The organism is Streptomyces sp. NBC_01591 (assembly GCF_035918155.1).
Taxonomy (GTDB): Bacteria; Actinomycetota; Actinomycetes; order Streptomycetales; family Streptomycetaceae; genus Streptomyces.
In genome coordinates this window covers 5775962-5802305 of record NZ_CP109327.1, presented here as the reverse complement: position 1 = coordinate 5802305, position 26344 = coordinate 5775962, and the positions used below count along the sequence as shown (strand labels likewise).

30 protein-coding genes are annotated in these 26344 nt (G+C 70.6%); 15 read left to right on the top strand and 15 right to left on the bottom strand.

Features of this window, described 5'->3' with window-relative positions; genetic code table 11:
* The first annotated feature begins 24 nt into the window (after positions 1 to 24).
* The 4 genes from OG978_RS26960 to OG978_RS26945 all read left to right on the top strand — a co-directional run bounded on the left by OG978_RS26960 (position 25) and on the right by OG978_RS26945 (position 1857).
* Positions 25 to 240 carry a hypothetical protein gene (locus OG978_RS26960; protein ID WP_326767686.1) on the top strand — a complete coding sequence of 72 codons (216 nt, stop codon included), beginning with the start codon at positions 25 to 27 and terminating at the stop codon, positions 238 to 240.
* A gap of 167 nt (positions 241 to 407) precedes the next feature.
* Positions 408 to 1049 carry a TetR/AcrR family transcriptional regulator gene (locus OG978_RS26955; protein WP_030915445.1) on the top strand — a complete coding sequence of 214 codons (642 nt, stop codon included), beginning with the start codon at positions 408 to 410 and terminating at the stop codon, positions 1047 to 1049.
* Positions 1050 to 1191: 142 nt separating this feature from the next.
* On the top strand, positions 1192 to 1419 hold the full coding sequence (locus OG978_RS26950; RefSeq protein WP_218105578.1) for a DUF3107 domain-containing protein: 228 nt from the start codon (positions 1192 to 1194) through the stop codon (positions 1417 to 1419).
* Between the two features lie 168 nt (positions 1420 to 1587).
* Positions 1588 to 1857 (top strand): hypothetical protein, encoded by a 270-nt coding sequence (locus OG978_RS26945; RefSeq protein WP_326767685.1) that lies wholly within the window; start codon positions 1588 to 1590, stop codon positions 1855 to 1857.
* Positions 1858 to 1890: 33 nt separating this feature from the next.
* Here the strand turns inward: OG978_RS26945 and OG978_RS26940 are convergent, their stop codons facing one another.
* Complete coding sequence (locus OG978_RS26940; RefSeq protein ID WP_266414635.1) at positions 1891 to 2625, bottom strand: ferritin-like fold-containing protein; 735 nt, start codon at positions 2623 to 2625, stop codon at positions 1891 to 1893.
* A gap of 483 nt (positions 2626 to 3108) precedes the next feature.
* Here OG978_RS26940 and OG978_RS26935 point away from each other — a divergent pair, with 483 nt between their 5' ends.
* Both OG978_RS26935 and OG978_RS26930 read left to right on the top strand, forming a co-directional pair.
* A complete protein-coding gene (locus OG978_RS26935; protein WP_326767684.1) occupies positions 3109 to 4983 on the top strand; it encodes a DEAD/DEAH box helicase in 1875 nt (624 codons plus the stop codon).
* Positions 4984 to 5121: 138 nt separating this feature from the next.
* Positions 5122 to 5970, top strand: coding sequence for an alpha/beta fold hydrolase (locus OG978_RS26930; protein ID WP_326767683.1), 849 nt, complete (start codon positions 5122 to 5124; stop codon positions 5968 to 5970).
* A gap of 20 nt (positions 5971 to 5990) precedes the next feature.
* Here OG978_RS26930 and OG978_RS26925 read toward each other — a convergent pair whose 3' ends face one another.
* A complete protein-coding gene (locus OG978_RS26925; protein WP_326767682.1) occupies positions 5991 to 6878 on the bottom strand; it encodes an NYN domain-containing protein in 888 nt (295 codons plus the stop codon).
* Positions 6879 to 7099: 221 nt separating this feature from the next.
* Between OG978_RS26925 and OG978_RS26920 the strand changes: the two genes are divergently transcribed.
* Positions 7100 to 7252 (top strand): hypothetical protein, encoded by a 153-nt coding sequence (locus OG978_RS26920; protein WP_177328023.1) that lies wholly within the window; start codon positions 7100 to 7102, stop codon positions 7250 to 7252.
* A 75-nt stretch (positions 7253 to 7327) separates the two neighbouring features.
* On the opposite strand, the gene OG978_RS26915 is transcribed toward OG978_RS26920, so the two are convergent.
* From OG978_RS26915 to OG978_RS26905, 3 genes are all read right to left on the bottom strand, one after another.
* A complete protein-coding gene (locus OG978_RS26915; RefSeq protein WP_326767681.1) occupies positions 7328 to 7933 on the bottom strand; it encodes a MarC family protein in 606 nt (201 codons plus the stop codon).
* Between the two features lie 155 nt (positions 7934 to 8088).
* The gene (locus OG978_RS26910) at positions 8089 to 8955 is read right to left on the bottom strand and encodes a PHP domain-containing protein (RefSeq protein WP_326767680.1); all 867 of its coding nucleotides are present in this window, start codon (positions 8953 to 8955) and stop codon (positions 8089 to 8091) included.
* Positions 8956 to 9053: 98 nt separating this feature from the next.
* The gene (locus tag OG978_RS26905; protein WP_326767679.1) at positions 9054 to 9692 is read right to left on the bottom strand and encodes a DUF6758 family protein; all 639 of its coding nucleotides are present in this window, start codon (positions 9690 to 9692) and stop codon (positions 9054 to 9056) included.
* A 156-nt stretch (positions 9693 to 9848) separates the two neighbouring features.
* On the opposite strand from OG978_RS26905, the gene OG978_RS26900 reads away from it, so the two are divergent.
* Positions 9849 to 11081, top strand: coding sequence for an MFS transporter (locus tag OG978_RS26900; protein WP_326767678.1), 1233 nt, complete (start codon positions 9849 to 9851; stop codon positions 11079 to 11081).
* Positions 11082 to 11168: 87 nt separating this feature from the next.
* On the opposite strand, the gene OG978_RS26895 is transcribed toward OG978_RS26900, so the two are convergent.
* Positions 11169 to 11753, bottom strand: a complete 585-nt coding sequence (locus tag OG978_RS26895) for a suppressor of fused domain protein (protein ID WP_326767677.1) — start codon at positions 11751 to 11753, stop codon at positions 11169 to 11171.
* 416 nt (positions 11754 to 12169) lie between these two features.
* On the opposite strand from OG978_RS26895, the gene OG978_RS26890 reads away from it, so the two are divergent.
* Together OG978_RS26890 and OG978_RS26885 are read left to right on the top strand one after the other, a co-directional pair.
* On the top strand, positions 12170 to 13285 hold the full coding sequence (locus OG978_RS26890) for a magnesium and cobalt transport protein CorA (protein ID WP_326767676.1): 1116 nt from the start codon (positions 12170 to 12172) through the stop codon (positions 13283 to 13285).
* Between the two features lie 33 nt (positions 13286 to 13318).
* Positions 13319 to 13846: a hypothetical protein gene (locus OG978_RS26885; protein ID WP_326767675.1), complete on the top strand. Its 528-nt coding sequence runs from the start codon at positions 13319 to 13321 to the stop codon at positions 13844 to 13846.
* Between the two features lie 30 nt (positions 13847 to 13876).
* Here OG978_RS26885 and OG978_RS26880 read toward each other — a convergent pair whose 3' ends face one another.
* Positions 13877 to 14641 (bottom strand): hypothetical protein, encoded by a 765-nt coding sequence (locus OG978_RS26880; RefSeq protein WP_326767674.1) that lies wholly within the window; start codon positions 14639 to 14641, stop codon positions 13877 to 13879.
* Positions 14642 to 14844: 203 nt separating this feature from the next.
* Here OG978_RS26880 and OG978_RS26875 point away from each other — a divergent pair, with 203 nt between their 5' ends.
* From OG978_RS26875 to OG978_RS26865, 3 genes are read left to right on the top strand one after another with little or no spacing between them, the layout of a single operon-like run.
* A complete protein-coding gene (locus tag OG978_RS26875) occupies positions 14845 to 16119 on the top strand; it encodes a magnesium transporter MgtE N-terminal domain-containing protein (RefSeq protein WP_326767673.1) in 1275 nt (424 codons plus the stop codon).
* Positions 16109 to 16666 carry a DUF1003 domain-containing protein gene (locus tag OG978_RS26870; RefSeq protein WP_326767672.1) on the top strand — a complete coding sequence of 186 codons (558 nt, stop codon included), beginning with the start codon at positions 16109 to 16111 and terminating at the stop codon, positions 16664 to 16666. Before OG978_RS26875 ends, OG978_RS26870 begins: the two co-directional genes overlap by 11 nt.
* A 45-nt stretch (positions 16667 to 16711) precedes the next feature.
* Positions 16712 to 17845, top strand: a complete 1134-nt coding sequence (locus OG978_RS26865) for an Mrp/NBP35 family ATP-binding protein (RefSeq protein WP_326767671.1) — start codon at positions 16712 to 16714, stop codon at positions 17843 to 17845.
* Between the two features lie 82 nt (positions 17846 to 17927).
* On the opposite strand, the gene OG978_RS26860 is transcribed toward OG978_RS26865, so the two are convergent.
* From OG978_RS26860 to sigE, 5 genes are all read right to left on the bottom strand, one after another.
* On the bottom strand, positions 17928 to 18587 hold the full coding sequence (locus OG978_RS26860; RefSeq protein ID WP_326767670.1) for a hypothetical protein: 660 nt from the start codon (positions 18585 to 18587) through the stop codon (positions 17928 to 17930).
* A gap of 120 nt (positions 18588 to 18707) precedes the next feature.
* Positions 18708 to 19193, bottom strand: coding sequence for a sec-independent translocase (locus OG978_RS26855; RefSeq protein WP_326767669.1), 486 nt, complete (start codon positions 19191 to 19193; stop codon positions 18708 to 18710).
* Between the two features lie 99 nt (positions 19194 to 19292).
* Positions 19293 to 21059 carry a S1C family serine protease gene (locus OG978_RS26850; protein ID WP_326767668.1) on the bottom strand — a complete coding sequence of 589 codons (1767 nt, stop codon included), beginning with the start codon at positions 21057 to 21059 and terminating at the stop codon, positions 19293 to 19295.
* 109 nt (positions 21060 to 21168) lie between these two features.
* Positions 21169 to 22212, bottom strand: coding sequence for a zf-HC2 domain-containing protein (locus OG978_RS26845; RefSeq protein WP_326767667.1), 1044 nt, complete (start codon positions 22210 to 22212; stop codon positions 21169 to 21171).
* Positions 22209 to 22970: an RNA polymerase sigma factor SigE gene (gene sigE / locus OG978_RS26840; protein WP_326770175.1), complete on the bottom strand. Its 762-nt coding sequence runs from the start codon at positions 22968 to 22970 to the stop codon at positions 22209 to 22211. The genes OG978_RS26845 and sigE overlap by 4 nt, the downstream gene beginning before the upstream one ends.
* A 182-nt stretch (positions 22971 to 23152) precedes the next feature.
* On the opposite strand from sigE, the gene OG978_RS26835 reads away from it, so the two are divergent.
* Positions 23153 to 23818, top strand: coding sequence for an O-methyltransferase (locus OG978_RS26835; RefSeq protein ID WP_326770174.1), 666 nt, complete (start codon positions 23153 to 23155; stop codon positions 23816 to 23818).
* A 125-nt stretch (positions 23819 to 23943) separates the two neighbouring features.
* Here OG978_RS26835 and OG978_RS26830 read toward each other — a convergent pair whose 3' ends face one another.
* Entirely contained in the window at positions 23944 to 24111 is a 168-nt protein-coding gene (locus OG978_RS26830) for a DUF3117 domain-containing protein (RefSeq protein WP_003966491.1), read from the bottom strand.
* Between the two features lie 313 nt (positions 24112 to 24424).
* On the opposite strand from OG978_RS26830, the gene OG978_RS26825 reads away from it, so the two are divergent.
* Positions 24425 to 25237 carry an enoyl-CoA hydratase/isomerase family protein gene (locus tag OG978_RS26825; protein ID WP_326767666.1) on the top strand — a complete coding sequence of 271 codons (813 nt, stop codon included), beginning with the start codon at positions 24425 to 24427 and terminating at the stop codon, positions 25235 to 25237.
* 8 nt (positions 25238 to 25245) lie between these two features.
* Here the strand turns inward: OG978_RS26825 and OG978_RS26820 are convergent, their stop codons facing one another.
* Positions 25246 to 25833, bottom strand: a complete 588-nt coding sequence (locus OG978_RS26820) for a DNA-3-methyladenine glycosylase I (RefSeq protein WP_326767665.1) — start codon at positions 25831 to 25833, stop codon at positions 25246 to 25248.
* Positions 25830 to 26279 (bottom strand): DivIVA domain-containing protein, encoded by a 450-nt coding sequence (locus OG978_RS26815; RefSeq protein WP_326767664.1) that lies wholly within the window; start codon positions 26277 to 26279, stop codon positions 25830 to 25832. The genes OG978_RS26820 and OG978_RS26815 overlap by 4 nt, the downstream gene beginning before the upstream one ends.
* Positions 26280 to 26344: the final 65 nt, after the last annotated feature.

Genomic DNA, 26344 nt, shown 5'->3' with positions numbered 1-26344 from the left:
CTCGAAGCAAGGAAGGGAGTCACCATGACGGTCGACCCCAGCGACCCGGAGACCTTCGAGGACATCCAGCCGGACGAACCGGACCAGGAGACGCCCCGGGCCGACGCTGCCGAGCAGCGGGCCGATCTCCAGCAGCGGCGCGACGAACCGCTCACGGACATCGACCGGGACAGCGCCAACGAGGCGGATGCGGCGGAGCAGGCCCGCGTAGTCACACAGGATGAGGACGATTACCGCTGATACAACCCGCTTTGTCCCGATGGCCGAGGAATCTGTGGCTACCGCAGCCGTCCGGTCCATGAAATTCTGCGTCCGCGCCGCGCACACCCGGGTTACCCAAAAGTACGATGGCTGTACGGCGCAGCGTGCACGGAAAGCTGTGTCCGATCACAAATTTGGGAGGCGGCGTGACAGCCATCGAGCAGACCGAGGCGGCGCGCCCGCGAGGCACTCGCCTACCTCGCCGCGCCCGACGCAATCAGCTGCTGGGCGCCGCGCAGGAAGTCTTTGTGGCGCAGGGCTACCACTCCGCCGCGATGGACGACATCGCCGAGCGGGCCGGGGTCAGCAAGCCAGTGCTCTATCAGCACTTCCCGGGCAAGCTGGAGCTCTATCTGGCCCTTCTCGACCAGCACTGCGAATCGCTTCTCCAGGCGGTCCGTACGGCACTGGCGTCGACCACCGACAACAAGCTGCGGGTCGCCGCGACGATGGACGCGTACTTCGCGTACGTGGAGGACGAGGGCGGTGCCTTCCGTCTGGTCTTCGAATCCGACCTGACCAACGAGCCCGCGGTGCGCGAGCGCGTCGACCGAGTGTCGTTGCAGTGCGCGGAGGCGATCTCCGACGTCATCGCCGGTGACACGGGACTGTCCAAGGACGAGTCCATGCTGCTCGCGGTCGGCCTGGGCGGCGTCTCCCAGGTGGTCGCCCGCTACTGGCTCTCCAGCCAGTCCGCCATTCCGCGCGACACGGCGGTCCAGCTGCTCACGTCGCTGGCCTGGCGGGGTATCGCGGGCTTCCCGCTGCACGGTATCGATCAGCACTGACGCGGGCCACCCGGTGCGGCCGCCGCCCGTGTTCGCTGCGGGCGTTGCCCACCGGCCACTGGCGGCCCCCCTCAGCGGGCTAATGTGTGCTGCGTACGGCGCGGCTCACCGCGCAGGGACTGACCGTCGGAGGGACATAGCCGTGGAGGTCAAGATCGGGGTGCAGCACACGCCCCGGGAGATCGTTCTGGAGAGCGGGCTTTCCGCCGAAGAGGTCGAGAGCACCGTCGCCGAGGCTCTCACCGGTAAGGCGCAGCTGCTCAGCCTCACGGACGAGAAGGGCCGCAAGGTCCTGGTGCCGGCCGACCGGATCGCTTACGTGGAGATCGGCGAGCCCAGCACGCGTCGCGTGGGGTTCGGCGCGCTGTAGGCAGCACGCTCTCAGCAGTGACCGTGGCAGCGGCCCGGTGGGATTCCCCACCGGGCCGCTGCCCGTTCCGGTCCACGCCTTCGCCCGATGAGGGTTGCGTTCCGCAACCCACGGGTAGTACTGCTAACGACCGATTTACCCGCCCCGCAACTCGCGAGGTGATCATCTGTGATCCTGGAACCACTCGGCTCCGTCGTGCTCGGACTCGCCCTCGCCTGGATGGCGCTCCGCTTCCTGCCCGACCGGCTCCCGTCCCGCCGTGCCGTCTTCACCACCGGCGCCCTGGGAGCCCTGTTCGGCGTGTATCTCATGCACTCGGTGCTGGGTCCGGGCCACGTCGTGGCCACGCTGATCGGCACGGCGCTGATCGGGGCCGTGACGCTCTCCCTGCTGGTCCGCCCCCGGAGCCGCCGGCTGAGCCGATCAGCGGCGGCCTGAGGCCGGCCCGGCGGGCCGGCCCCGATGAACCGACTACGCGGCCAGACCCAGCGCGGCCATCCGCTTGGTGTGCGCCTCGGTGATCCGCGAGAACATCCGCCCGACCTCCGCCAGGTCGAAGCCGTCCGCCACGCCACCGACGAGCATCGTCGACAGCGCGTCGCGGTCGGCCACCACCCGCTGTGCCTGGGAGAGCGCCTCGCCCATCAGCCGGCGCGCCCACAGCGCGAGCCGGCCGCCGACCCGTGGGTCCGCCTCGATCGCGGCGCGCACCTTCTCGACGGCGAAGTTCCCGTGCCCGGTGTCGTCGAGCACGGCGAGGACCAGGGAGCGGGTGTCCGAGTCGAGCCGGACCGCGACCTCCCGGTAGAAGTCGCTGGCGATCGAGTCGCCGACGTACGCCTTGACCAGGCCCTCCAGCCAGTCCGACGGCGCGGTCTGGCGGTGGAAGTCGTCGAGCGCCTTGGCGAAGGGCTCCATCGCGCCGGTCGGCTCCACCTCGATCGCGGTCAGCCGGTCGGTGAGCCGCTCGAAGTGATGGAATTCGGCGGAGGCCATCTTCGCCAGCTCCGCCTTGTCGGCCAGCGTCGGCGCGAGTTTGGCATCCTCGGCGAGCCGCTCGAAGGCTGCCAGCTCCCCGTAGGCAAGTGCTCCCAGCAGGTCCACGACCGCTGCCCGGTACTGCGGCTCCACGGACGCGGTGGCCCAGTCCTGGGCGGCGATTCCGGTGGGTTCGGGGGTTTCAGTGGCGTTGTCAGGCGTCTCCATGAAGCGCAGAATAGCCCGCCCGGCGGGGGACGGAAGGGCCTGGCCGACCAGTGACATCACACCGTTCCAATGAATTCGCCCAACACACATGCGCGAATCCGGGGTACAGTGGTATTGCGCCTACTGAGTATTTTGGTCGTACCGGTGGCGTGAAAATGGTGAAAACGAATGAGGATGCCCGGTCGGTGGCCCGATCGGCTCCGACCCGACAGCCCTCCACGCGGGGCGTACGACACGTACGACCGCAGATGAGGGGCCCCCTCAGCGGCACGAGCGCTCGAGCGACGGCAGTGGTCCCGCGCCACCCGGCCATCCACGGCCGGATGACCAACCCCGGCACGGTACGACCCCCAGCGTTCGCCTCGGACCGCGTCTCACAGAAGAGGCAGCACCCTGACTACGTTTCGCGAACTCGGGATTCTTTCCGAGACGGCCGAGGCCCTTGAGGCCGTCGGCATTGTGTCCCCGTTCCCCATCCAGGAGATGACGCTCCCCGTCGCGCTCTCCGGCTCCGATGTCATCGGCCAGGCCAAGACCGGCACCGGCAAGACCCTCGGTTTCGGTCTGCCGCTGCTGGAGCGCGTCACCGTCCCCGCGGACGTCGAGGCCGGCCGGGCCGAGCCCGAGGAGCTGACCGAGGCGCCGCAGGCGCTCGTCGTCGTCCCCACCCGTGAGCTCTGCCAGCAGGTCACCAACGACCTGCTGACCGCCGGCAAGGTGCGCAACGTCCGCGTCCTCGCGATCTACGGCGGCCGCGCCTACGAGCCGCAGGTCGAGGCCCTCAAGAAGGGCGTCGACGTGATCGTCGGCACCCCGGGCCGCCTGCTCGACCTGGCCGGACAGCGCAAGCTCGACCTCTCGCACGTCCGCGCGCTGGTGCTCGACGAGGCCGACGAGATGCTCGACCTGGGCTTCCTGCCCGACGTCGAGAAGATCATCACGATGCTCCCGGCGAAGCGGCAGACGATGCTGTTCTCGGCGACCATGCCGGGCGCCGTCATCGGCCTCGCGCGCCGCTACATGTCGCAGCCGACGCACATCCGCGCCACCTCGCCCGACGACGAGGGCGCGACCGTCGCGAACATCTCGCAGCATGTCTTCCGGGCCCACTCGATGGACAAGCCTGAGATGGTCTCCCGCATCCTGCAGGCCAACGGCCGCGGACTCGCGATGATCTTCTGCCGTACGAAGCGCACGGCGGCCGACATCGCCGAGCAGCTGGAGAAGCGCGGCTTCGCGTCCGGCGCGGTCCACGGCGACCTCGGCCAGGGCGCCCGCGAGCAGGCGCTGCGCGCGTTCCGCAACGGCAAGGTGGACGTGCTCGTCTGCACCGATGTCGCGGCCCGCGGTATCGATGTCGAGGGCGTGACCCACGTCATCAACTATCAGTCGCCGGAGGAAGAGAAGACGTACCTCCACCGCATCGGCCGGACCGGCCGTGCGGGTGCCAAGGGCATCGCGATCACGCTGGTCGACTGGGACGACATCCCGCGCTGGCAGCTGATCAACAAGGCGCTCGACCTGAAGTTCAACGACCCGGTCGAGACCTACTCCACCTCGCCGCACCTCTTCGAGGAGCTCGACATCCCGGCCGGCACCAAGGGTGTCCTGCCGCGCGCCGAGCGGACCCGTGCGGGTCTGCGGGCCGAGGAGATCGAGGACCTCGGCGAGACGGGCGGCCGCGGCCGCAGGTCCGCCGCGGCTTCGGCGCCCGCCGTCCGCGAGGAGCGCGCGCCGCGTACGCCGCGTCAGCGTCGTCGCACCCGGGGCGGCTCCGCCGTCCAGGAGGCGCCCGCCACCACCGCCACGGTGCCGGCACCGGCCCCGGAGGCCGCTGACGCCCCGGCGGAGCCGCGTACGCCGCGTCGCCGCCGCCGTACCCGCGTCGGCGCTCCGGACGCCGCGGCCGAGGCCGTGGTGAGCGCGACCGAGGCCGTGGTGAGCACGGTGGCGGCCGTGGTCGAGGTCGAGGTGGAGCCGAAGGCTGCCAAGGCCCCGGTCGAGGCCGAGCCCGCCGTGGCCGAGACCAAGCCGCGCCGCCGCCGTGCCCGCGTGGTCAAGCCGGTCGAGGACGAGGTCGACTTCCAGATCGCCCCGATCTCCGAGCCGATGGCGGAGACGAAGACGGTGACCAAGGCGCGTCGCCGTCCCCGTGTCGTCAAGCCGGTCGAGGACGAGGTCGACTTCCAGATCGCGCCTATCTCCGAGCCCACCCCGGAGACCAAGCCGCGCCGCCGCACCCGTGCAGCCGCCAAGCCGAAGACCGAGGCCGTGGCCGAGGCCCCGGTCGCCGAGGGCGAGGCGAAGCCGCGCAGGCGTCGGGCGCCGCGCGCGACCGCCGCCAAGGCCGAGGGCTGAGCGGCCACCGCTCAGAAGCTTGATCCGCCGGACGGGCCCGAGGACATCCTCGGGCCCGTCCGGCGTTTCTCGGGCCCGTCCGGCGTTCGGGGACATCCTCGGCTGCCCGTCCGGCGTTCCACGGCATAACCTCGTCCCATGAGCCGGCCGCACACCTTCACCCCGCCCCCCTGCGCCCACGCCCACCAGCTGCGCACGTCGCGCGGCGACTTCGCCGTGCTGGACGCCTCGCCGCCCGGTGCCGTGCGCGGCACCGCTCTCCTGCTGCCCGGATACATGGGCAGCAAGGAGGACTTCATGGCGCTCCTCGAACCGCTCTCGGCCGCCGGGTACCGGATCGTCGCCGTGGACGGCCGCGGACAGTACGAGACCGACGGGACGGACCGTCAGGAGTCCTACGCACAGGGCGAATTGGCCCTCGACGTGCTCGCGCAGGCCACTGCTCTCGACGCCGGCGGCGAAGGCGCCGTGCATCTTCTGGGGCACTCGCTCGGCGGGCAGATCGCCCGTGCCGCCGCGCTGCTCGACGCCTCGCCGTTCCGTTCGCTGACGCTCATGTCGTCGGGGCCCGCCGAGGTCGTCGAGGTCCAGCAGCTCAAGGTGAAGGTGCTCAGCGACGCGCTCGCGACGATGAGCATGGCCAGGGTGTGGGAGGCGATGCGCTCCCTCGACCCGCCGGAGGACGCGGCGACGGACGGCGAGGCCCTGCGCCGGCGCTGGCTGCGCCACCGGCCCGCCCAGCTGATCGCCACCGGCCGCCAACTGGTGACCGAGCCGGACCGGGTGGCCGAACTCGCCGCCGTACAGCTGCCGTTCCATGTGCTCTCCGGTGAGCGCGACGACACCTGGCCGGTGCCGCTGCTCGACCGGATGGCGCAGCGGCTCGGCGCACACCGCACCCGGATCGCGGGCGCCGAGCACTCTCCCAACACGGACCGCCCGGAGCAGACGGCGGCGGCGCTCGCCGCGTTCTGGGACAGCCTGTAGGCGGCGGGCGCCGAGCGGGGTCAGTACTGCGACTGCAGGTGCTGCCAGAAGCCGTCGCGCAGGGCCCGCCGCAGATGTGCGTGGCCGCGCAGCGAGTGCTGCAGCAGCCGTTCGGCCTCGACCAGCAGGTCCTGGTCGACGGAGCCCGGCAGGTACGGGTGTCCGGGCAGCAGATCGGCGAGGGACTCGCGGCCCCGGGCGGCCAGCCAGGCCGCGGCGATCTGCGCACCGACGAAGCGGACGTCGTCGCGCGCGGGCGCGGGGGTGTCGTCCTCGTAGGTGGTGACGGGGCGTCTGGTGACGTACGGACGGCAGAAGTCCAGGTCGAAGGTGCGCTGGCTGTCGACCTCCCAGAGCAGCGGTTCGGCCTGGTTGCGCCCCTCCCCCGCCTCGATGCCCCACAGGTGCACCCGGGCCCCGTACCCCTGGGCCGCCTCCACCGCGGAGACCAGGTCCTCGTCGCCGCCGACCAGTGCCGCGTCGCTGATGGCGCGGTGCCGGGCGAGTGATTCGAGGTCGGTGCGGATGAGTGAGTCGACGCCCTTCTGCTGGTTGTTGGCGTTGAGGTTGCCGAGTCGGACCTTGACGTCGGGGAGTTCGGCGATGGACTGCTGCTCGACGGTGTGGATGCGTCGCCTGGCTCCGTCGTACCAGTACACGCGCAGCAGCCTGCTGTCCGCGAAGATCGTCCGGGCCTTGTCGATGAAGGCCTCGATCAGGCCTTCCGCGTCGAGGTCGAAGGAGCGGCGGTCCTCGGTGCCGGTGACGAGCAGTCCGGCCGCGGCGTACACATAGCCCGCGTCCACGAAGATCGCGTGGGTCGAAGGGGTCTTCGACACCTCGGCGAGCATGCGCTGGAGCAGTTCGTTGGTGCGGTCCAGGCGCTCGTGGATCTCTGCCTCGTTCATTCGGGCCTCGTCGTGGACCTCGTCGCCCGCGCATGCTCGGTGACCTGCTGATACTTAGACATCCAAAAAATTTCCTTAGCGTAGGGAATGTTTGCAGGAAGCAAGCCGTTGTACATCTCGTGGAGCGCAGGACAGTGATGTCCGGTGCTCTCATCCTTGCGGACGGATCATCCGTCCTCCCAGTAGTTCTCCAGCAGGAGGATCAGACGAAGGGAAGCCCTATGCGCTTCGAGATCATGCGACTCGACGATGTCGACGGTACCGCCGTGGACAGCACCGTCGTGGACGCCGCCTCCGTCAACCGGATCGTGCAGCAGGCCGCAGCCATAGGCCAGCGCATCTACATCCGCCCGGCCGAGACCTCGGCTTCGTAACGCACGACGACGTACAAAGACGAAGCGCCCCCGTACGGAAGGTCCGTACGGGGGCGCTGTGGTGTCCGGGCACCGTCAGGCGTTCTGGATGACCTGGGTGACGCCGTTGATGATCTGCTGTACGGCGATGGCGGACAGCATCATTCCGGCGAGCCTGGTCACCAGCACGACGCCGCCGTCCTTGATGACCCGGATGATCAGCAGCGAGTAACGCATGGTCAGCCAGAGGACGATGTGCATGGCGACGATCGCCGACCAGACCGAGATCTGACTGCCCACGCTGTCGGCGTGCTGCACCGCCAGGATCACCGACACGATCGCACCGGGCCCGGCGAGCAGCGGCATGCCCAGCGGTACGAGCGCCACATTGACGTCCTTGGTCTGCGTCGGCTCGTCGGTCTTGCCGGTCAGCAGGTCGAGTGCGATCAGCAGCAGGAGCAGTCCGCCCGCGATCATCAGGGCGGGCACGGAGACATGCAGATAGTCGAGGATCTGCTGACCGAGCAGACCGAAGACGGCGATAACGCCGAAGGCGACGGCGACCGCCTGCAGCGCCATCCTGCGCTGCATCTTGGCGGGGCGGCCCGCGGTGAGCGCGAGGAAGATCGGGGTGATCCCGGGGGGATCCATAATCACAAAAAGCGTGAGAAAAAGGGATCCGAAGACAGCGACGTCGAACACAGTGAGCCTTGCGAGAAGAGAGAAACGGCCTGAAGGAGCGCACCCCGAAGCCATGACGGCGGCCTGACGGCCGGGTGCGAGGAAGTGGAACGCGGAGGTGGGACGGACGGCGGTACGCGTACGGGGTCCGTGCTCCGGCCCCGACGCGTGCGTCGTTACGAGGGGCGGGGCCCGCCGGCTCCCGGCACCGGGAAGGCTCCCGTGGCGCGCCGGGTGATCTCGCCGTAGATCTCGGGGTCGGTGGTGTACTCGCCGAGTCCGACGGTCTTGCGGCTGCCGTGGTAGTCGCTGGACCCGGTCGTCAGCAGCCCCAGGTCGCGGGCGAGCCCGCGCAGCCTGGCCCTGGTCGGCTCGTCGTGGTCCATGTGGTCGACCTCGATGCCGTCGAGGCCCGCCGCGGCGAGCCGCGCTATCGAGGACTCGGGCACCACCTCGCCGCGCTTGACGGCGGCCGGGTGGGCGAAGACGGTGACGCCACCGGCGGCCTTGACCAGCCGGATCGCGTCGAAGGGGTCGAGTTCGTGCTTCTCGGCGTAGGCGCGTCCGCCGTTGGCGAGCCATTCGGGCGTGAAGGCGTCGGAGACGGTCTCGACGACGCCGAGCTCGACGAGCGCGGTGGCAATGTGCGGCCTGCCGACCGATCCGTCCCCGGCGATCCTCGCGACCTGCTCCCACTCGACGGGCACGCCGAGCTCCTGGAGCTTGCGCACCATGGTCCGGGCGCGCGGCACCCGGTCGTCCCGTACGAGTTCGCGTTCGCGCGCCAGCTCGGGCTCGTCGGGGTCGAAGAGATACGCCAGCATGTGCAGGCCCACGCCGTCGGTCCGACAGGAGAGCTCGGCGCCGGTGACGAGGGTGAGCCCCTCGGGAAGGGCGGCGATCGCCTCGGCGTGACCGCGCACGGTGTCGTGGTCGGTGAGCGCGACGACGTCCAGGCCCGCGGCGGCGGCGCTCAGCACCAGCCCGGCGGGGGTGTCCGTGCCGTCCGAGGCGGTGGAGTGGGTGTGCAGGTCGATGCGCACGACGCGTACTCCAGTGCTCGGGGCCGGACAAGGGGACATCCAAGGATAACCGGCGTTCGAGCGGCGCCCGGCCGGGCACGGAGGGCCCGGGACAGCTCTCAGCCGAGCAGGCGGGGTGTGAGCGCCCCGCACGGCACGAGGTCCATCTCCTCCCCGGCCTCGCGCAGATCGGCGAGCACCAGCTCCTCGTACATCAGGAGCCCCGACTGCTCGGGCCAGACGATCGCCCAGAGCCAGAGCCCGCGCGCCTCGCCCGCGAAGACCGCCCGGTCCTCGGGGGCCCCCTTGACGCTCCACAGCGGTGTGGGGCGTCCGGCGGCGAGCATCTTGACGTCCGGCGGGCCCTCGACGTCCAGCAGCGGGCCGGGGTCGGGGCCGTCGATCCCGGCATAGTGCGCGCCGAGGCCGACGCCGAGCTCCTCGGTGACGAGCAGCAGTTCGCCGATGCCGCCGACGGGGCCGGGGCCGGAACAGGCGACGACGGTGGCCCGGCCGCCACTGCGGTCGTCACCCGCGCTCGCCACACCGGTGAACAGCCAGCCCACCGGCAGCGGCCAGGGCATCCATACCGGGACATGGGCGCGGCGCACCACCACTTCCAGCGCTTCGACGCTGGGCGGGACGACGGGCTGCAGCGGTTGCACGCCGCCGTGCACGGCACACTGCCAGGTGTCGGCGAACAGACCGGGCGCTCTGACCCGGCCTCCGCACTTCGGGCAACTGGGTTCGCCCCTCATAGCGACCAACGGTCCTCCAGGACCGTCGCCGCGTCAAGCAAGATCACCCGTCCGCAGCGTGGCCCCACCTGCGAAATTAGATGTAACTTGCATTCATTAGATTGTCTAACTTATTCTATGCATATCGCAACTATCTAGTGGAGAGCGAGAAGACCCATGCAGGGAGAGGATCCGTTCGATCAGGGCACGGGCAGCATCCTGCGCCAGCCGAAGGCCGTCTGGGCCACGGCGGGCGCCTCTGTTGTCGCGTTCATGGGAATCGGCCTGGTGGACCCGATTCTGCCGTCCATCGCCAAGGGACTGGAGGCGACACCGAGCCAGGTGTCCCTGCTCTTCACCTCGTACTTCCTCATCACCGCTGTGGCGATGCTCGTCACCGGCTTCGTGTCCAGCCGGATCGGCGGCCGCAAGACGCTCCTGGCCGGCCTCGCGCTCGTCGTCGTCTTCGCCGCACTCTCCGGCACCTCGTCGTCGGTCGGCGAACTCGTCGGCTTCCGGGCCGGCTGGGGGCTCGGCAACGCGCTCTTCGTGTCGACCGCGCTGGCCGTGATCGTCGGTGCGGCGGCCGGCGGCAGCTCGGCGGCGATCCTGCTCTACGAGTCGGCACTCGGCCTCGGCATGGCCTGCGGACCCCTGGTCGGCGCCCTGCTCGGTGACGCCAGCTGGCGCTACCCGTTCTTCGGCACAGCCGCACTGATGGCCATCGGCTTCATCTGCATCACGGCGTTCCTGAAGGAACAGCCCAGGCCCGCCCGGAAGACCTCGCTGCTCGACCCGGTCAAGGCGCTCGGCCACGGCGGTCTGGCCTCGGTGGCGGCCTCGGCGTTCTTCTACAACTACTCGTTCTTCACGATCCTGGCGTTCACCCCGTTCGTGCTGAACATGACGCCGTACAAGTCGGGCGCGGTGTTCTTCGCCTGGGGCCTGCTGCTCGCGGTCTTCTCGGTGCTGGTCGCCCCGCGGCTGCAGGAGCGCTTCGGATCGCTGAAGGTGCTCGGCGCCTCGCTGGTGCTGCTCGCCGCCGACCTCCTGGTCCTGGGATACGGCAACCACACCACCGCCATCGTCTGCACGATCGTCTCCGGCGCCTTCATCGGCATGAACAACACCGTCTACACGGAGCTGGCGCTCGGCGTCTCGGACGCACCGCGCCCGGTGGCGAGCGCGGGTTACAACTTCGTCCGCTGGTTCGCCGCGGCCGCCGCCCCGTACCTCGCCCCGAAGATCGAGGAGTGGAGCAACATCCACATCCCGTTCGTGGTCGCCGCGGTCACGGCCGTGGTCGGTGCGATCGTCGTCTGGATCCGGCGTTCGGCGCTGACCCACGAGGCGGCGGAGCTGGAGCCGAAGCACGCCACCGAGGACAGCGTCACGGTCTTCGCCGACTGACCTCTCCACCCGTCCCCGTACCGCCCCGCCCGCGGCTCTCCCTCCTGGCCGCGAGGCGGGGCTTTCCCATGCCTCCGGTGGCGGGGATCAGTCCAGGGTTACGGAGCCACGCAGCGGATCGCGCAGGTCCGTACCGTTCGAGAGCCACCGCTCCTGGAGCTCCTGCGCACCCCTGACCCGCTTCCACGCGGCCTCGTTGTGCGTCATCGGCAGCAGCGGCAGGAACCGCACCGGATCCATCGGGTCGTCCAGCTCCAGGTCCTCCACCAGGCCCCCCGGCTCGGCGACCAGCACGGAGCTGAACGGCGCCCCGGGCCACAGCGGCTCGCCGACGTCCAGCGAGGCCCCCGGCGCCACGATCACCCCCTCGACCTGCGGGGTGGCCGCCAGCACGGCGAGCGGGCGCAGCACCTTGTCGGTGTCGGCGAGTCCGGCGCGCACGGAGAGGACCAGTTCGGCGCGCGGGCCCTTCACCGGGTCGACGAGTGCCACGGTCGGGTCGGCCATCGGCTGGGCCGACATACCGAGCGTGGCGTAGCGCACCACATCGCCGTCGACGAAGCGGAGCACTTCGATCCGGTCCGTACCCAGAAACGTCACTGCGGCGCGCGCGTCCGGTTCACCGAGGGCCGTGAGCAGCCGGGCCTCGACCAGAGCAAGAATTTCTCCCATCCCGCGAGCATAGGACGCGTATGGAACGGGCAAAGTAAGGGATTGGCCGTCAGTCGGCTGATAGTCTTGGCCGCTGGTCGGGGCAGCACGCAGAAGCGTCGCTCTCAGCCCCGACGACACGTCATCCCCCAAGGGGGACCGGCTGGAGGAGGTGGGGCTGCAATGGATCGAAGTCGATCGTGCAGTACCAACCGCTCTTCCGCCCTCCACCTTTCCTGGTGATCTGAAGCCTCCCGAGCCTCCCGGTCGAGGCCCATGGCTTTGCGCACGACGGAAGAGCACTCCTTTTTTGCCTGTCTGTAGCGAACGCCGTCATCGCGCCGCCGCGGTGCCGCCCGCTTTGCGGACGTGAGCACACGTCCCCATTCCGGGCTGTTCCACGTGCCCGACGACGGCCCTCCGTGAAGGAGCCAGCCATGTCGATGATCCGCGACCTGCGCGCCGCCGTGCGCCCGTCCCTGCGCAAGGGCAACGCCCTGCACAACAGTTACGACGCCACCCGTGACCCCTCCGCCTCCAGCGCGGTCGTCGACTGCGCGGTCTACCGCGACGGCCGGCGCCTGGAGAGCGGCACCTGCCGCACGCCGCACGAGGCGATGCTCCAGGTGCGGGAGGAGGGCGGCTTCGCCTGGATCGGCCTGCACGAGCCGACCGAGGAGGAATTCGCCGGTATCGCCCGGGAGTTCGGGCTGCACCCGCTGGCCGTCGAGGACGCGGTCCACGCCCACCAGCGGCCGAAGCTGGAGCGGTACGACGACACGCTCTTCACCGTCTTCAAGACCATCCACTACGTCGAGCACACCGAACTCACCGCCACCAGCGAGGTGGTGGAGACCGGCGAGGTGATGTGCTTCACCGGCCGGGACTTCGTCATCACCGTGCGGCACGGCGGCCACGGCTCGCTGCGCGCGCTGCGGCACCGGCTGCAGGACGACCCCGAGCTGCTCGCCAAGGGCCCGTCCGCGGTGCTGCACTCCATCGCCGACCACGTCGTGGACGGCTACATCGCGGTGGCCGGGGCCGTCCAGGACGACATCGACGAGGTGGAGATCGAGGTCTTCTCCGCCCCGGCGAAGGGCAGCTCGCGCGGCTCGGAAGCGGGCCGGATCTACCAGCTGAAGCGTGAGGTCCTGGAGTTCAAGCGGGCGGTGTCGCCGCTGCTGCGGCCGATGCAGCTGCTGAGCGAGCGGCCCATGCGGCTGATCGACCCCGACATCCAGAAGTACTTCCGTGACGTCGCCGACCACCTGGCGCGGGTGCACGAGGAGGTCGTCGGCTTCGACGAGCTGCTGAACTCGATCCTCCAGGCCAACCTGGCGCAGGCGACGGTCGCGCAGAACGAGGACATGCGCAAGATCACGTCCTGGGCGGCGATCGTCGCCGTACCGACGATGATCTGCGGCGTCTACGGCATGAACTTCAAGCACATGCCCGAGCTGGGCTGGCGGTACGGCTACCCGATGGTGCTGGGCGTCATCGGCGTGGTCTGCTTCTCCATCCACCGCACGCTCAAGCGCAACGGCTGGCTCTGACGCCCTCCCCGGCCGGTCCAATAGAGTTCGGGCATGACTGCTGCTGCCGCTGACGTGCCACTGGGCCTGGCTCTCGTCGAGGAGGCCACCAAGAAGTCCGGCCTCATCTGGGTGCGGGGCACCGGGCCCGCGCGGGCGCTGTGGCACGTATGGCACGAGGGCGCGGCTCATCTGGTCGGGGACGGCCCCGGCGAGCAGCCGTTCCCGGCCGGGCTCACCGACGGGTCCGCCGCCGAGGTGACCGTGCGCAGCAAGGACAAGGGCGGTCGGCTGGTCGCCTGGACGGCCGCCGTGACGGAGCTCGCGCCGCATTCCGAGGAATGGGAGGCCGCGGTCGCCGAGCTCAAGGGCAAGCGGCTGAACGCTCCGGACGCCGAGCGGATGACGGAGCGGTGGGCGCGCGAGTGCCGGGTGCTGCGGCTGACGCCCGGTGAGTTCCGTACCGAGCTGCCGGACGGCTCCCTGGCCGCGGCGCCCCTGCCGACGTCCGCGACCACACGGCGGCCGGTGCCCGCGGGGCTGCCGCGGCTGCTGAAGCAGGGGCGCAAGAACAAAGGCTGACCGGGCGGGGCCAAGCGGCGCGGTCCGCGCTCAGGACGACGTCCTGGGCAGCTGCTTCCCGTAATCGACCGTGTCCACCTGCGGCGGCGCCTCCAGGGCGAAGTCCTTGCCCCAGTCCGACAGGGTGACGGTGCCCCCGCCGCCACCGCGCGCGAATCGCAGGGGATACGCCTTGCCCTCCAGCGAGACGTCGAGCGTGCCGCCCTCGCCCTTGCCGCCCATGATCTGGACGGTCCGGGTCGCGCCGACCTCCTCCCGGTCGCCCTTGTTGAGGGTGCCGTGGAGCGTGAGCATCCCGTCGAGCAGGGTCTTCTTGTCCGTGAAGCCGCGCAGCTGCTTGTACGTGGGGTCGTCCTGGGGCACCTTGACGTACTTGTTCTGGAGCTTGTCCGCGGCCGCGCCGCCCGCCGCGCTGTCGGCGCCGGACTCCTCCTCGTGGTTCCAGAACCCGGAGTCCGCCTTCAGATAGAGCTCGTCACCGATCCGCAGCAGCTCGAAGGTGCTGTCCTTCGAGACGACGGAGCCGGTGCCGCCCTTCTCCTTGAGCTGCATGTTGAGCTTGTACGTGCCGCCCTTGCTGACCAGCGTCCCGGCGAGGCGCACCGCGTCGGCGGAGTCCGCCGCGCCCTGTGCCTTCTTCTCGATCTCCGTGGCGTCCAGCTTGCCGACGCCGTTGGTCCCCTTGTCCGGATCCTCGCCGCCGCACGCCGTGAGGGCTGTGACCAGCCCCGCACAGAGCAGGGTGACGAGAGCGGTCCGGCGTCGGGCCCGGACGGGCGGAACGGAAGAGGTCACGGGCGCACTGCCTCTCATCTGCATCGCGGGGGGTGGCAGACGGCAGCGTACCTGTGCCGTACACGCCTTCCGGCAGGGACCGTACGGACGGCTTCGCCGGGGCAACCCGGAGCGGTACGGGCTAGCCTGATCCCGTCATAACGGTTGATTGACTGCCAAACGGACCAGCCGGATAAGTCGTACACGGAAGAAGGAGGCGCACGATGGCGGCAGGCGCCCCCCGGGTGTTCGTCTCCCACCTCGCCGGCGTCCCGGTCTTCGACCCCAACGGCGACCAGGTGGGCCGTGTCCGCGATCTGGTCGCGATGCTCCGGGTCGGCGGCAGGCCGCCGCGGCTGCTCGGGCTCGTCGTCGAAGTGCTCAGCCGCCGCCGGATCTTCCTCCCGATGACCCGGGTCACCGGGATCGAGTCCGGCCAGGTCATCACCACCGGCGTGGTCAACATGCGGCGCTTCGAACAGCGGCCCACCGAACGCCTGGTGCTCGGCGAATTCCTCGACCGGCGGGTCCGCCTCGTGGAGACCGGCGAGGAGGTCACCGTCCTCGACGTCTCCATCCACCAGCTCCCGGCCCGCCGCGACTGGGAGATCGACAAGTGCTTCGTACGCAAGGGCAAGGGCGGGGCGCTGCGCCGCAAGGGCGAGACCCTGACGGTCGAGTGGTCGGCGGTCAGCGGGTTCTCGCTGGAGGAGGTCGGGCAGGGCGCCGAGACCCTGGTCGCCACGTTCGAGCGGCTGCGCCCGACGGACGTGGCCAACGCGCTGCACCACCTGTCACCGAAACGACGGGCCGAGGTCGCCGCCGCGCTCGACGACGACCGGCTCGCCGACGTCCTGGAGGAGCTGCCCGAGGACGACCAGGTGGAGATCATCGGCAAGCTCCAGGAGGAACGCGCCGCCGATGTCCTGGAGGCGATGGACCCGGACGACGCGGCCGACCTGCTGTCCGAGCTCCCCGAAGAGGACAAGGAGCGGCTGCTGACGCTGATGCGGCCGGACGAGGCGGCCGATGTGCGGCGCCTCATGTCGTACGAGGAGCGGACCGCGGGCGGCCTGATGACCACCGAGCCGATCATCCTGCGGCCGGACGCGACGGTCGCCGACGCGCTCGCCCGGGTCCGGCAGGCCGACCTGTCCCCGGCGCTCGCCGCCCAGGTGTACGTGTGCCGGTCGCCCGACGAGACACCGACCGGCAAGTACCTGGGCACCGTGCACTTCCAGCGGCTGCTGCGGGATCCGCCGTACGCCCTGGTCAGCTCGATCGTCGACAGCGATCTCGTCCCCCTCACGCCGGACACCCCGCTGCGGGCCGTGACGAGCTATCTGGCCGCGTACAACCTGGTCTCGGCACCCGTCGTGGACGAGAGCGGGTCGCTGCTCGGCGCGGTGACGGTCGACGACGTGCTCGACCACCTGCTGCCCGAGGACTGGCGGGAGACGGACTTCCACAGCGAGGAGGGGGTGGCCGATGGTCGCTGAGGACCGCTCGAAGGCGGCGCCGGTGGGGGCCTCGGGCATCGCGCGCCCGCCCCGTTCCCGGCTGGACCAGCCGAAGGCCCCGCGGCGGCGGCTGCTGCCCGAGTACGACCCCGAGACGTTCGGCCGGTTCTCCGAGCGGATCGCCCGCTTCCTGGGCACCTGGCGCTTCATCTCCTGGATGACGCTGGTCATCATCGTCTGGGTGCTGTGGAACATCTTTGCGCCGATGGCATGGCGGTACGACCAGTACCCGTTCATCTTCCTGACGCTGATGCTCTCGCTCCAGGCCTCGTACGCGGCCCCGCTGATCCTGCTCGCGCAGAACCGGCAGGCCGACCGCGACCGGGTCACCTACGAGCAGGACCGCAAGCAGAACGAGCGCTCCATCGCGGACACCGAGTACCTCACCCGCGAGATCGCGGCACTGCGGATGGGGCTCGGCGAGGTCGCCACCCGCGACTGGATCCGCTCCGAGCTCGAGGACCTCGTGAAGGACCTCGACGACCGGCACGCCCTGGTCCCGGCCGAGAGTGACGAAGACCGCTGACGGGTGCTACTCGCGCGTAGCAGCAGGCGCCGTAACATCGTCGGTATGGCTACGGAAGACGCGGTGCTTGAGGCACTGGCGACAGTGAACGACCCGGAGATCCACCGCCCGATCACCGAACTCGGCATGGTGAAATCGGTCGAGATCGATGCTGACGGTGCGGTCGCTGTCACGGTCTATCTCACGGTCTCAGGCTGCCCGATGCGCGAGACGATCACCAAGAACGTGACGGACGCGGTCGCCCGCGTCGAGGGCGTCTCGCGGGTCGACGTCACGCTCGACGTGATGAGCGACGAACAGCGCAAGGAGCTCGCGTCCTCGCTGCGCGGCGGCACGGCGGAGCGCGAGGTGCCCTTCGCCAAGCCCGGCTCGCTGACCCGGGTCTACGCGGTCGCGTCCGGCAAGGGCGGCGTCGGCAAGTCGTCCGTGACGGTGAACCTGGCGGCGGCGATGGCGGCCGACGGCCTCAAGGTCGGTGTCGTGGACGCGGACATCTACGGGCACAGCGTGCCGCGGATGCTCGGCGCGGACGGCAAGCCGACCCAGGTCGAGAACATGATCATGCCGCCGTCGGCGCACGGTGTGAAGGTCATCTCCATCGGCATGTTCACCCCGGGCAACGCCCCGGTGGTGTGGCGCGGGCCGATGCTGCACCGCGCACTGCAGCAGTTCCTCGCCGATGTGTACTGGGGCGACCTCGACGTCCTCCTGCTCGACCTGCCGCCGGGCACCGGCGACATCGCGATCTCGGTGGCGCAGCTCGTGCCGAACGCCGAGATCCTGGTCGTCACGACCCCGCAGCAGGCGGCGGCCGAGGTCGCCGAGCGGGCCGGTTCGATCGCCGTACAGACCCACCAGAAGATCGTCGGCGTCGTCGAGAACATGTCGGGCATGCCGTGCCCGCACTGCGACGAGATGGTCGATGTGTTCGGTACCGGTGGTGGCCGGAAGGTCGCCGAGGGCCTGACGAAGACGGTCGGCGCGGAGGTACCGGTGCTCGGCTCCATCCCGATCGACGTACGGCTGCGCGAGGGCGGCGACGAGGGCAAGCCGGTCGTCCTGTCCGACCCCGACTCCCCGGCCGGCAAGGCGCTGCGCACCATCGCGGACAAGCTGGGCGGCCGTCAGCGCGGCCTGTCCGGCATGTCGCTGGGCATCACCCCGCGCAACAAGTTCTGAAACGGCGGGCGGTGACCGGCCCCGGCCGGTCACCGCTGCGCACTGCGCGCTTGTATCCCAGTACTACGCGTACGTCTGTGTCCTACGCGTACGTCGTGATGTCGCCGATCACCGAGAACCCCAGCCCGTACGCGCTCATCCCACGCCCGTACGCCCCGATGTGCACCCCGCCGTGCGTCGATCCCGCCAGTACCCAGCCGAATTCGGACTCGCGGTAGTGGAACGGCACGGGGACACCGTCCACCGGCAGTGACAGCACCGACCACGCGGGGCCGTCCAGGTCGTCGGCGAGTTCGAACGCCGTCTCCGTCTGCTGGTCCAGCCAGTCGTCGCGCAGCGCGTGGTCCATCTGCGGCGGCCACGTACAGGCGAGCAGGCCGGACCCTGCCAGCCAGGCCGCGGAGGACACCGTGGTCGCGTCCAGCACTCCTGTGCCGTCACCGCTGTGCCGCACCGGGCTGCTGGCCATCGACACGACGACGGCGAACCGTTGCTTCTCGGCGCCCGCGTCGGCCCGGGCCGACGGTTCGTCACCGTGCCCGATGGAACCGTGCTGCACCGTGCCGTCCGCCGCGGTGCCCACCTGCATCAGCCGGCGCGGCCCGGTGAAGGCCTCGTCCAGTCCGTACCAGGGAAACGTGGCTGCCAGATAGCCGTCGACAGTACGCCGGGCCGTCGGCACCCCCTCTGCGGTGACTGTGCCCGGCGCATCTTCCGCGCCCACCCGACTTGTCGTCTCCATCTGCCCGGCCGCCTCCTCGATCCGTTGGGTCCGAAGCGGCCCGCCCCCCAACGGGCGTACTCACAACCGGACAGATGGAGAATAGCCATACCGTCCGGACGAGCCGGGATTGGCGGGGGGTCAGGTGGCGTCGGCGTCGAACGGCGGCCGATCGTCCTTGCCGGGCTGGTCACGCTTCTTGAGCAGGTCCGGAGCACCGGCGGAGCCGTTGGCCGCGGTGATCGCCGAGGCGCCCGACACGCTGCTCCTGGAGTCCGCGGACTCCAGGTCCTTGCTCTCCCGGCCGTTCACCGCGTCGGTGACCTCGGCCAGGTCCTTGCGGAGGTCGAAGCTCTCGCGGATCTCCTTCAGCCCCAGGTCGTCGTTGCCGTCCATGAGCTGTTTGCGGACGAACGTCTTGGGGTTGAGGTCCTCGAACTCGAAGTCCTTGAACTCCGGACCGAGCTCCGTGCGGATGTCCTCCTTGGCACTCTCCGAGAATTCACGGATCTTACGGATGAAGCGCGAGGCGTCCTGGATAACCTTCGGCAGCTTGTCCGGGCCGAAGATCAGCACGCCCAGAATCGCGAGCGTCACCAGCTCGAGTGCGCCTATGTCATTGAACACCTTGTCGCTCCTCGTGTTCTCCGAGACCATGTCGGTCGAGGTCCGGACCCGGCCCACGGTACCCGTCGAAACTGCCCGCGCGGTAGCGTCCCGGGGCTGTCACGTGCCGCTTGCCGAGCCGAGCGTCAAAGAGATGGACAGGTCTTTACCACCGCGGGTCAGCTCGAGGTCCAGACGGTCTCCCGGGCGGTGCGCGCGGATCTTCACGATCAGCTCCTCGCCGCTGTGCACGCGATGGCCGTCGACCTCGGTGATGACGTCCCCGGGCCTGATACCGGCCTTGGCCCCGGGCCCGCCCGGGGTGACCGCGGGCTTGCCGGCCGCGCCCTTCGCCCCGACCCTGGCGCCGTCCCCGGCGTACTTCATGTCCAGCGTGACACCGATCACCGGGTGGGTGGCCTTCCCGGTGTTGATCAGCTCCTCGGCGACCCGCTTGCCCTGGTTGATCGGGATGGCGAAGCCGAGGCCGATGGAGCCCGCCTGTCCGCCGCCCTCCTCGGCCGAGCCGCTGTCGGCGGCACGGATGGCGCTGTTGATGCCTATGACATGGGCGTCGGTGTCGACGAGCGGACCGCCGGAGTTGCCCGGGTTGATCGGCGCGTCGGTCTGAAGCGCGTCGACGTAGCTGATGTCACTGCCGTCGCCCTTCTCGCCGCCCGCGGTGATCGGCCGGTCCTTGGCGCTGATGATGCCGGAGGTCACGGTGTTGGACAGGTCGAAGGGGGCGCCGATGGCCACCACGGGGTCGCCGACCCGCACATTGTCGGAGTTGCCCAGCGGCAGCGGCTTGAGGCCGGAGACACCGGTGACCTTGACCACGGCCAGGTCGTAACCGCTGTCCTTGCCGACGATCTCGCCGCGCGCGGTCTCCCCGCCGCTGAACGTGACGGTGATCTCGCCGGCCTGACCGGCCGGGGCGACGACATGGTTGTTGGTGAGGATGTGGCCGGAGTCGTCGAGGACGAAGCCGGTGCCGGTGCCGGACTCGGTGGAGCCGCTGACGTGGAGGGTGACCACGCTGGGCAGGGCGCTGGCGGCGATACCGGCGACGCTGTCGGGGGCGCGGCCGCCGCTGCTGCGGCCGGCCTGCGGGAGCTCGACCTGGGTGAGGCCGCCGTTGCGCTCGATGTAGGACCCGATGCCGCCGCCGATGCCGCCCGCCACCAGCGCGAGCAGTACCGCGCCGACCAGGAGCGAGCCGCGCCGGTCCTTCTTGCGGCCGGTGTCGGACCCGAGCGGCGGGCCCGGGTTGGTGAGCGGCTGCCTGGGCGCGCCCCAGGGGTCGTACTGGAGCCACTGCGTCGACGCCCCCTGGGGCTGCGACTGAGGCTGGGGTTGAAGCTGGGGCTGGGGCTGCGGTTGGGGCCGCTGAGGTGTGTGGGGCGGGGGCGCGGGGGCGGGCGAGGCGGGAGCGGGCGGCGTGGCGGCGGGCGGTGCGGTCATGCCCGCGCCGTTCGTCCCCGCGTACTGCGGGGGTACGTGGGTGCCGTGCGCCGGGGTCGGGACCGGCCGCTGTACGGGTGGTGCGGGGGCCCAGGGGCCGGGTCCGCCGTAGGGCGGGGTGCTGTACTGGTCGGGCTCGTGCAGTGGCGTCACGGGCTGCGCGGCCGGTACGGCGGCCACCGGTCCGGGAACCGGGGATTGGGGCGGCGCGTCGGCCGGGTGCGTTTCCGGAGCCTTCATGCCGCTCTCGCGGTCACCGGCAACCGTCGGGTCCGTCGCCGCTGGCGCCGTGGCCGTCGGGTCGGCCGCGGGCGCCGTGCCCTCGACGGGGGACGGCTCGTCAGACGCTGCGGGGGTGGTGCGTCCCGACGTGGGCCGACTCCACCACTTCGCCTTAGGCCCGGTGGACTTCCCGTCTTCCATGCTCTCCCCGCAACTGCCGCAACTGGCCTCTGCACGCCCCGGCAGGGGCGTCCTCCCGGAACTGCTCCCGGAATTCAACCAGGTTTGCGAATGCTTGCGCAGACCCCGGTCAGCGCCGGGAGGAAAGCCGGGAGGAAAGCGGCAGACCACGATCGGCGGGGGTGGGAAGGGCCGAGGCCGACGACCGCGCCCAGGGCGATGGCGACGACTGCGTCCCGGACGGGGGCGCGGAGGGCGTCGGGGACTGCGGGGCGAGCCGCCCGAACACCTCGGCGAAGAGCGGGGTGGTACCCGTCGGACGTATCAGCGGTGGCGGGGACACATTGGTCAGGACCTGAGCGGCGAAGGGGTTTCCCGCGAGGCTCGCGGTGGAGAGCACCGCGGGACTGGCGGAGGGCGCCGCCGGTACGACGCTCGGCGCGGCCGACGGCGCGGCGGCGATCGAGCGGTCGCCCGCCCCCCTCGCGGCGAGCGTGCCGTGGCTGCCACCGCCGCGGCGGCCGACCGGGCTGCCGCTCTCGCCGCGTGAAGGGACATCGAGCGGGGTCACCGTGTTCCCGGCACCCGTGGCGCGGGCCGCGGGGCTGGGACTCGCACCCGTCGGCAGGGCACCGCCGAGGGCGATGGCCGCCAGCGAGACGGCGCTCGCCGCCGCGAAGGCGAATCTGCGGCCGCGCCAGGGCGACCGCTCGCCGTCGCGTCCCACCTCGTGGATCCGGAAGCCGGAACGGGAGGAGCCGCCCGGCAGTACGGCGGTCGAGCCGTGCTGGGTGGGGAGGAAACCGAAGCCGCCGAGCGACCGGTTCCCCGACGAGTCCGGGCGGCTGCCGGACGGCTGGATCACGGGGAAGAGCCCGTCGGCGAAGCGCCCGGAGCCGCCGAATGGTCTGTCCTGGCCGTCGTCGTCACCCCCAGGCCCCCCGGGAAGGCCCTGCAGCCGGGCGAGGAACCCCTCGGACGGCGACGGCGGGGCGGACTGGGCGAAGACGCTCTTCAGGCGCCGCTGCGCCGCGGCCTCGGCCTTGCACTTGGCACAGGTCGCGAGGTGGGCGAGCACCCGCTCACGGGCGTCGTGTTTCAGCTCGCCGTCGACAAGCGCGGCGAGGCGGTCCCCCAGGTGTTGTTCCGCGGGGGTCGGACCTGTGCCACTCACGCCGTTCCGCCCTCCCCTGCCAGGATCGCGCCCGCCAGCGAGCGCTGCTCGGCACGGGCCTCGGGCGAACGGTGCTGCAACGCCTTGCGCAGATGCGAGCGACCGCGGTGGATACGGCTGCGCACGGTGCCGAGCTTCACGCCCAGCGTCGCGGCGATCTCCTCGTACGAAAGACCCTCGATGTCGCAGAGCACGACGGCGGCACGGAATTCGGGCGCGAGGGTGTCCAGCGCCTGCTGCACGTCCGCGTCGAAGTGGGTGTCGTTGAAGACCTGCTGCGGGGACGGCTCACGGCTCGGCAGCCGCTCGGCGGCGTCGTCGCCGAGGGAGTCGAAGCGGATCCGCTGCTTACGACGGACCATGTCCAGGAACAGGTTGGTCGTGATGCGGTGCAGCCAGCCTTCGAAAGTGCCCGGCGTGTAGGTCGACAGCGACCGGAACACGCGGACGAAGACTTCCTGGGTGAGGTCCTCGGCATCGTGCTGGTTGCCCGTCAGCCGGTAGGCGAGGCGGTAGACCCGGCCGCTGTGCGTGCTGACGATCTCTTCCCATGAGGGCGGCGTCCACGCCTGGGATTCCGCATCTGAGGCGAAGGTCGCGGTCGGTGCGGAGTCGTTGGAAGAACGGTCAGCAATGTTGGTCACGGATTTCGGCTCACCCGCCGACCTGAGGAAGCGCCGCAGCACTCCTCTCCGATCCACAGGCGCAGCCGCACCTCCCCTATCGGCTCTGGTGGTGTCCAGTGGAGCCCCTACCATAGCGACCTCGCCCGTTAGCTCCGGATAAGCCTTTTTCCTGTTGGGGCCGGGGATCGCCCCGGAAACCGCCGGCCCGTGGCTCCCGGACCCGATCTGCGGGCCGATTCCACAGGCTCTCCCCTGTCCCTCCATAACGCCCGGTCCCATCTGCGGGTTCCCGGGTGCAGCGGATACAGTCACCGTTGCGCCAACTACGGGGACAGGAGAGGGTCATTACCGCCAACCGGCAGACGAGCTGGGCGTTCGCCGACGCCTTTGTCGCCGAGGACGAAGCACTGCGCTGGGCCCGGGACCGGGCCCGGGAGGCGGGGCTCCGCTCGGTGTCGCCAGGTACCGGCGCCGCGCTGCGCTTGCTCGCTGCCACGACGGACGCCAAAGCGGTGGCCGAAATCGGCACCGGGACCGGCGTGTCCGGCCTCTATCTGCTGCACGGAATGCGGCCCGACGGCGTGCTGACCACCGTCGACCCGGAGCCCGAGCGCCAGCAGTTCGCCCGCGAGGCCTTCCGGGCCGCGGGGTACGCCGCCAACCGGGCCCGCTTCATTCCCGGCCGTGCTCTGGACGTACTGCCCCGGCTCGCTGACGGCGGATACGACCTCGTGTTCTGCGACGGCGACCGGCTGGAGAGCCTGGACTGTCTCGCTGAATCGTTGCGCCTGCTGCGCCCCGGCGGCCTGGTCTGTTTCGAGGGCGTCTTCGCGAACGGCCGTACGGTCGACTCCGCGGCACAGCCCGCGGAGGTACTGCGGCTGCGGGAGCTGCTGCGTGCGGTGCGGGAGAGCCAGGAGCTGATGGCGACGCTGCTGCCGGTGGGCGACGGGCTGCTGTGCGCGGTGCGCAGGGGCTGACGGCCGCGGCTACGGGGCCGGGGCTCGCCCGCGCCCCGGGCAGGCCGGTAAGAATCTTCGTGGACGCAGCACTGCCCCGGCACAGACATCGTGCCGGGGCAGTGCTGAAGTGTGGGCGCCTCTGCTCAGCCGACGACCTTCTTGAGGGCATCGCCGAGTGCATCGGCCTCGTCCGGAGTCAGCTCCACGACAAGCCGACCGCCGCCTTCGAGCGGAACGCGCATGACGATGCCCCGCCCCTCCTTTGTCACCTCGAGCGGGCCGTCGCCCGTCCGCGGCTTCATGGCCGCCATGCTCGTTCCCCTTCCTGAAACCAGCTCATCGCAACCGGCGGCCCCATGACAGGCGCTGTGTCACCGGCATCGAACACATTGCTTCCAGGCCATTATCCCGCATCACAGACCCCGATGACCAACATCGGTCTGCATCGCTTGCGCAACGCGCTCTCTCAAAACCACCCAATTCGGGGATCGGCCTGCGATACTCCGCCGCCTGCACCCCCGCATCGGGGCTCAATTGTTAGACGCAGGTCACATGTCGGCTGCCGCCGGAGTCGGCCATGCTTGCCTGGACAAGCATTGCCCGAGGTGCGAAGGGGACAACGAAATGGCCGACCACATGGCGGACAGCGTGCGCTACGAAGTGAGCGACGGACTCGCGACGATCACGATCAACCGTCCCGACGCGATGAACGCCATGAACACCGCGGCCAAGGTGGCACTCCGGGACGCACTGAGGTCCGCAGCGGCCGACACCGCCGTACGCGCCGTTCTGCTCACCGCGACCGGGCGGGCGTTCTGCGTCGGCCAGGACCTGAAGGAGCATGTGGCCACGCTCGAAAGCACCCGCGAGTCGGGCAGCGGCAACGCGCTGAGCACTGTGCAGGAGCACTACAACCCGATCGTGCGGGCCATCACCGAGATGCCCAAGCCGGTCGTCGCCGGGGTCAACGGGGTCGCCGCCGGTGCCGGTTTCGGCTTCGCGCTGGCCTGCGACTACCGGGTGGTCGCCGACACCGCCTCGTTCAACACCTCCTTCGCCGGTGTGGCCCTCACCGCCGACTCGGGCGTCTCCTGGACGCTGCCGCGCCTGATCGGGCAGAGCCGCGCCGCGGATCTGCTGCTCTTCCCGCGCTCGATCTCGGCGCAGGACGCCCATGAGCTGGGCATCGTGAACAAGCTGGTGCCCGCCGCCGACCTGGCCGCCGAGGCCGCCGCCGTGGCCCGCACCCTGGCGTCCGGCCCCACGGTGGCGTACGCGGCGCTGAAGGAGTCCCTGGCGTACGGCGCCGGGCACACGCTGAGCGAGGCGCTGGAGAAGGAGGACGAGCTCCAGACCCGGGCGGGCGCGTCGGAGGACCACACGATCGCGGTGCAGGCGTTCCTGAACAAGGAGAAGCCGAAGTACCTCGGCCGATAGCTCCTGGGCTACGCCCCGGGGCCGCGCGCCACGCAGTCGGCCAGGTGGTCGTCGACCAGGCCGCATGCCTGCATCAGGGCGTAGGCCGTGGTGGGTCCGACGAAGCGCAGGCCGCGCTTCTTGAGGTCCTTGGCCAGCGCGGTGGACTCCGGTGTGACCGCGAGAACGTCCCCGATGGTGCGCGGGGCCGGGCGGCCCGCCGGGTCGGGGGCGTGGGACCAGATCAGTCCGTCCAGCTCGCCGGCGTCCCAGCCGGCCAGCACCCTGGCGTTGGCGAGGGTCGCCTCGATCTTCGCGCGGTTGCGGATGATGCCGGCGTCGGCGAGGAGGCGCTCCTTGTCGGCGTCGGTGAACTCGGCCACCGCGGGGATCTTGAACCCGGCGAAGGCGGAGCGGAAGCCCTCGCGGCGGCGCAGGATCGTCAGCCAGGAGAGGCCCGACTGGAAGGCTTCCAGGCAGAGCCGTTCGAAGAGGGCGTCGTCGCCGTGGACGGGCCGGCCCCATTCGGTGTCGTGGTACGCGAGGTAGTCCTCGGTGGAGAGCCCCCAGGGACAGCGCAGTCCGCCGTCCGGGGCCGCTTCCGCGCCGCCGCTCATCGCCGGGGCTCCTCTCCGGGGTGCCCGGTCCCCCGCGGCTCCTCCCCGGGCGCCTCCCACGGCGCCTTCGGGCGGTCCTCGGGCGCCTCCCACGCCTGCTGCGGCTGTTCCTGCGGCGGCTCGACGAGGCCGGGGCCGCCGACCGCGGTCGCCTGCGCACCGGCCAGCGCCGACTCCAGCTCCGCGATCCGCGCGTCCCGCTCGGCGAGCTCGGCACCGAGCCGGTCGAGCGCCTCGTCGACATCCGTCATGCGGTAGCCGCGCACGGCCACCGGCAGCCGCAGCGCGTCGACATCCGCGCGGCCGACCGGTCTCGTCGCGGGCAGCGGGTCGGTCAGCTGCTCGGGCGCCACGTCCTGCAGGACGGCGCTCTCCCCCCCACCGACCACCGCAAGGGTGACCGCGGCCACGACCACGACCATCGTCACCAGCAAGAACCAGAACACGCGCATCTCCCCGGGAGCGGAAACCTGTCCGGGTCCGATCGTGCCATGCGCCACCGACAGCCGGT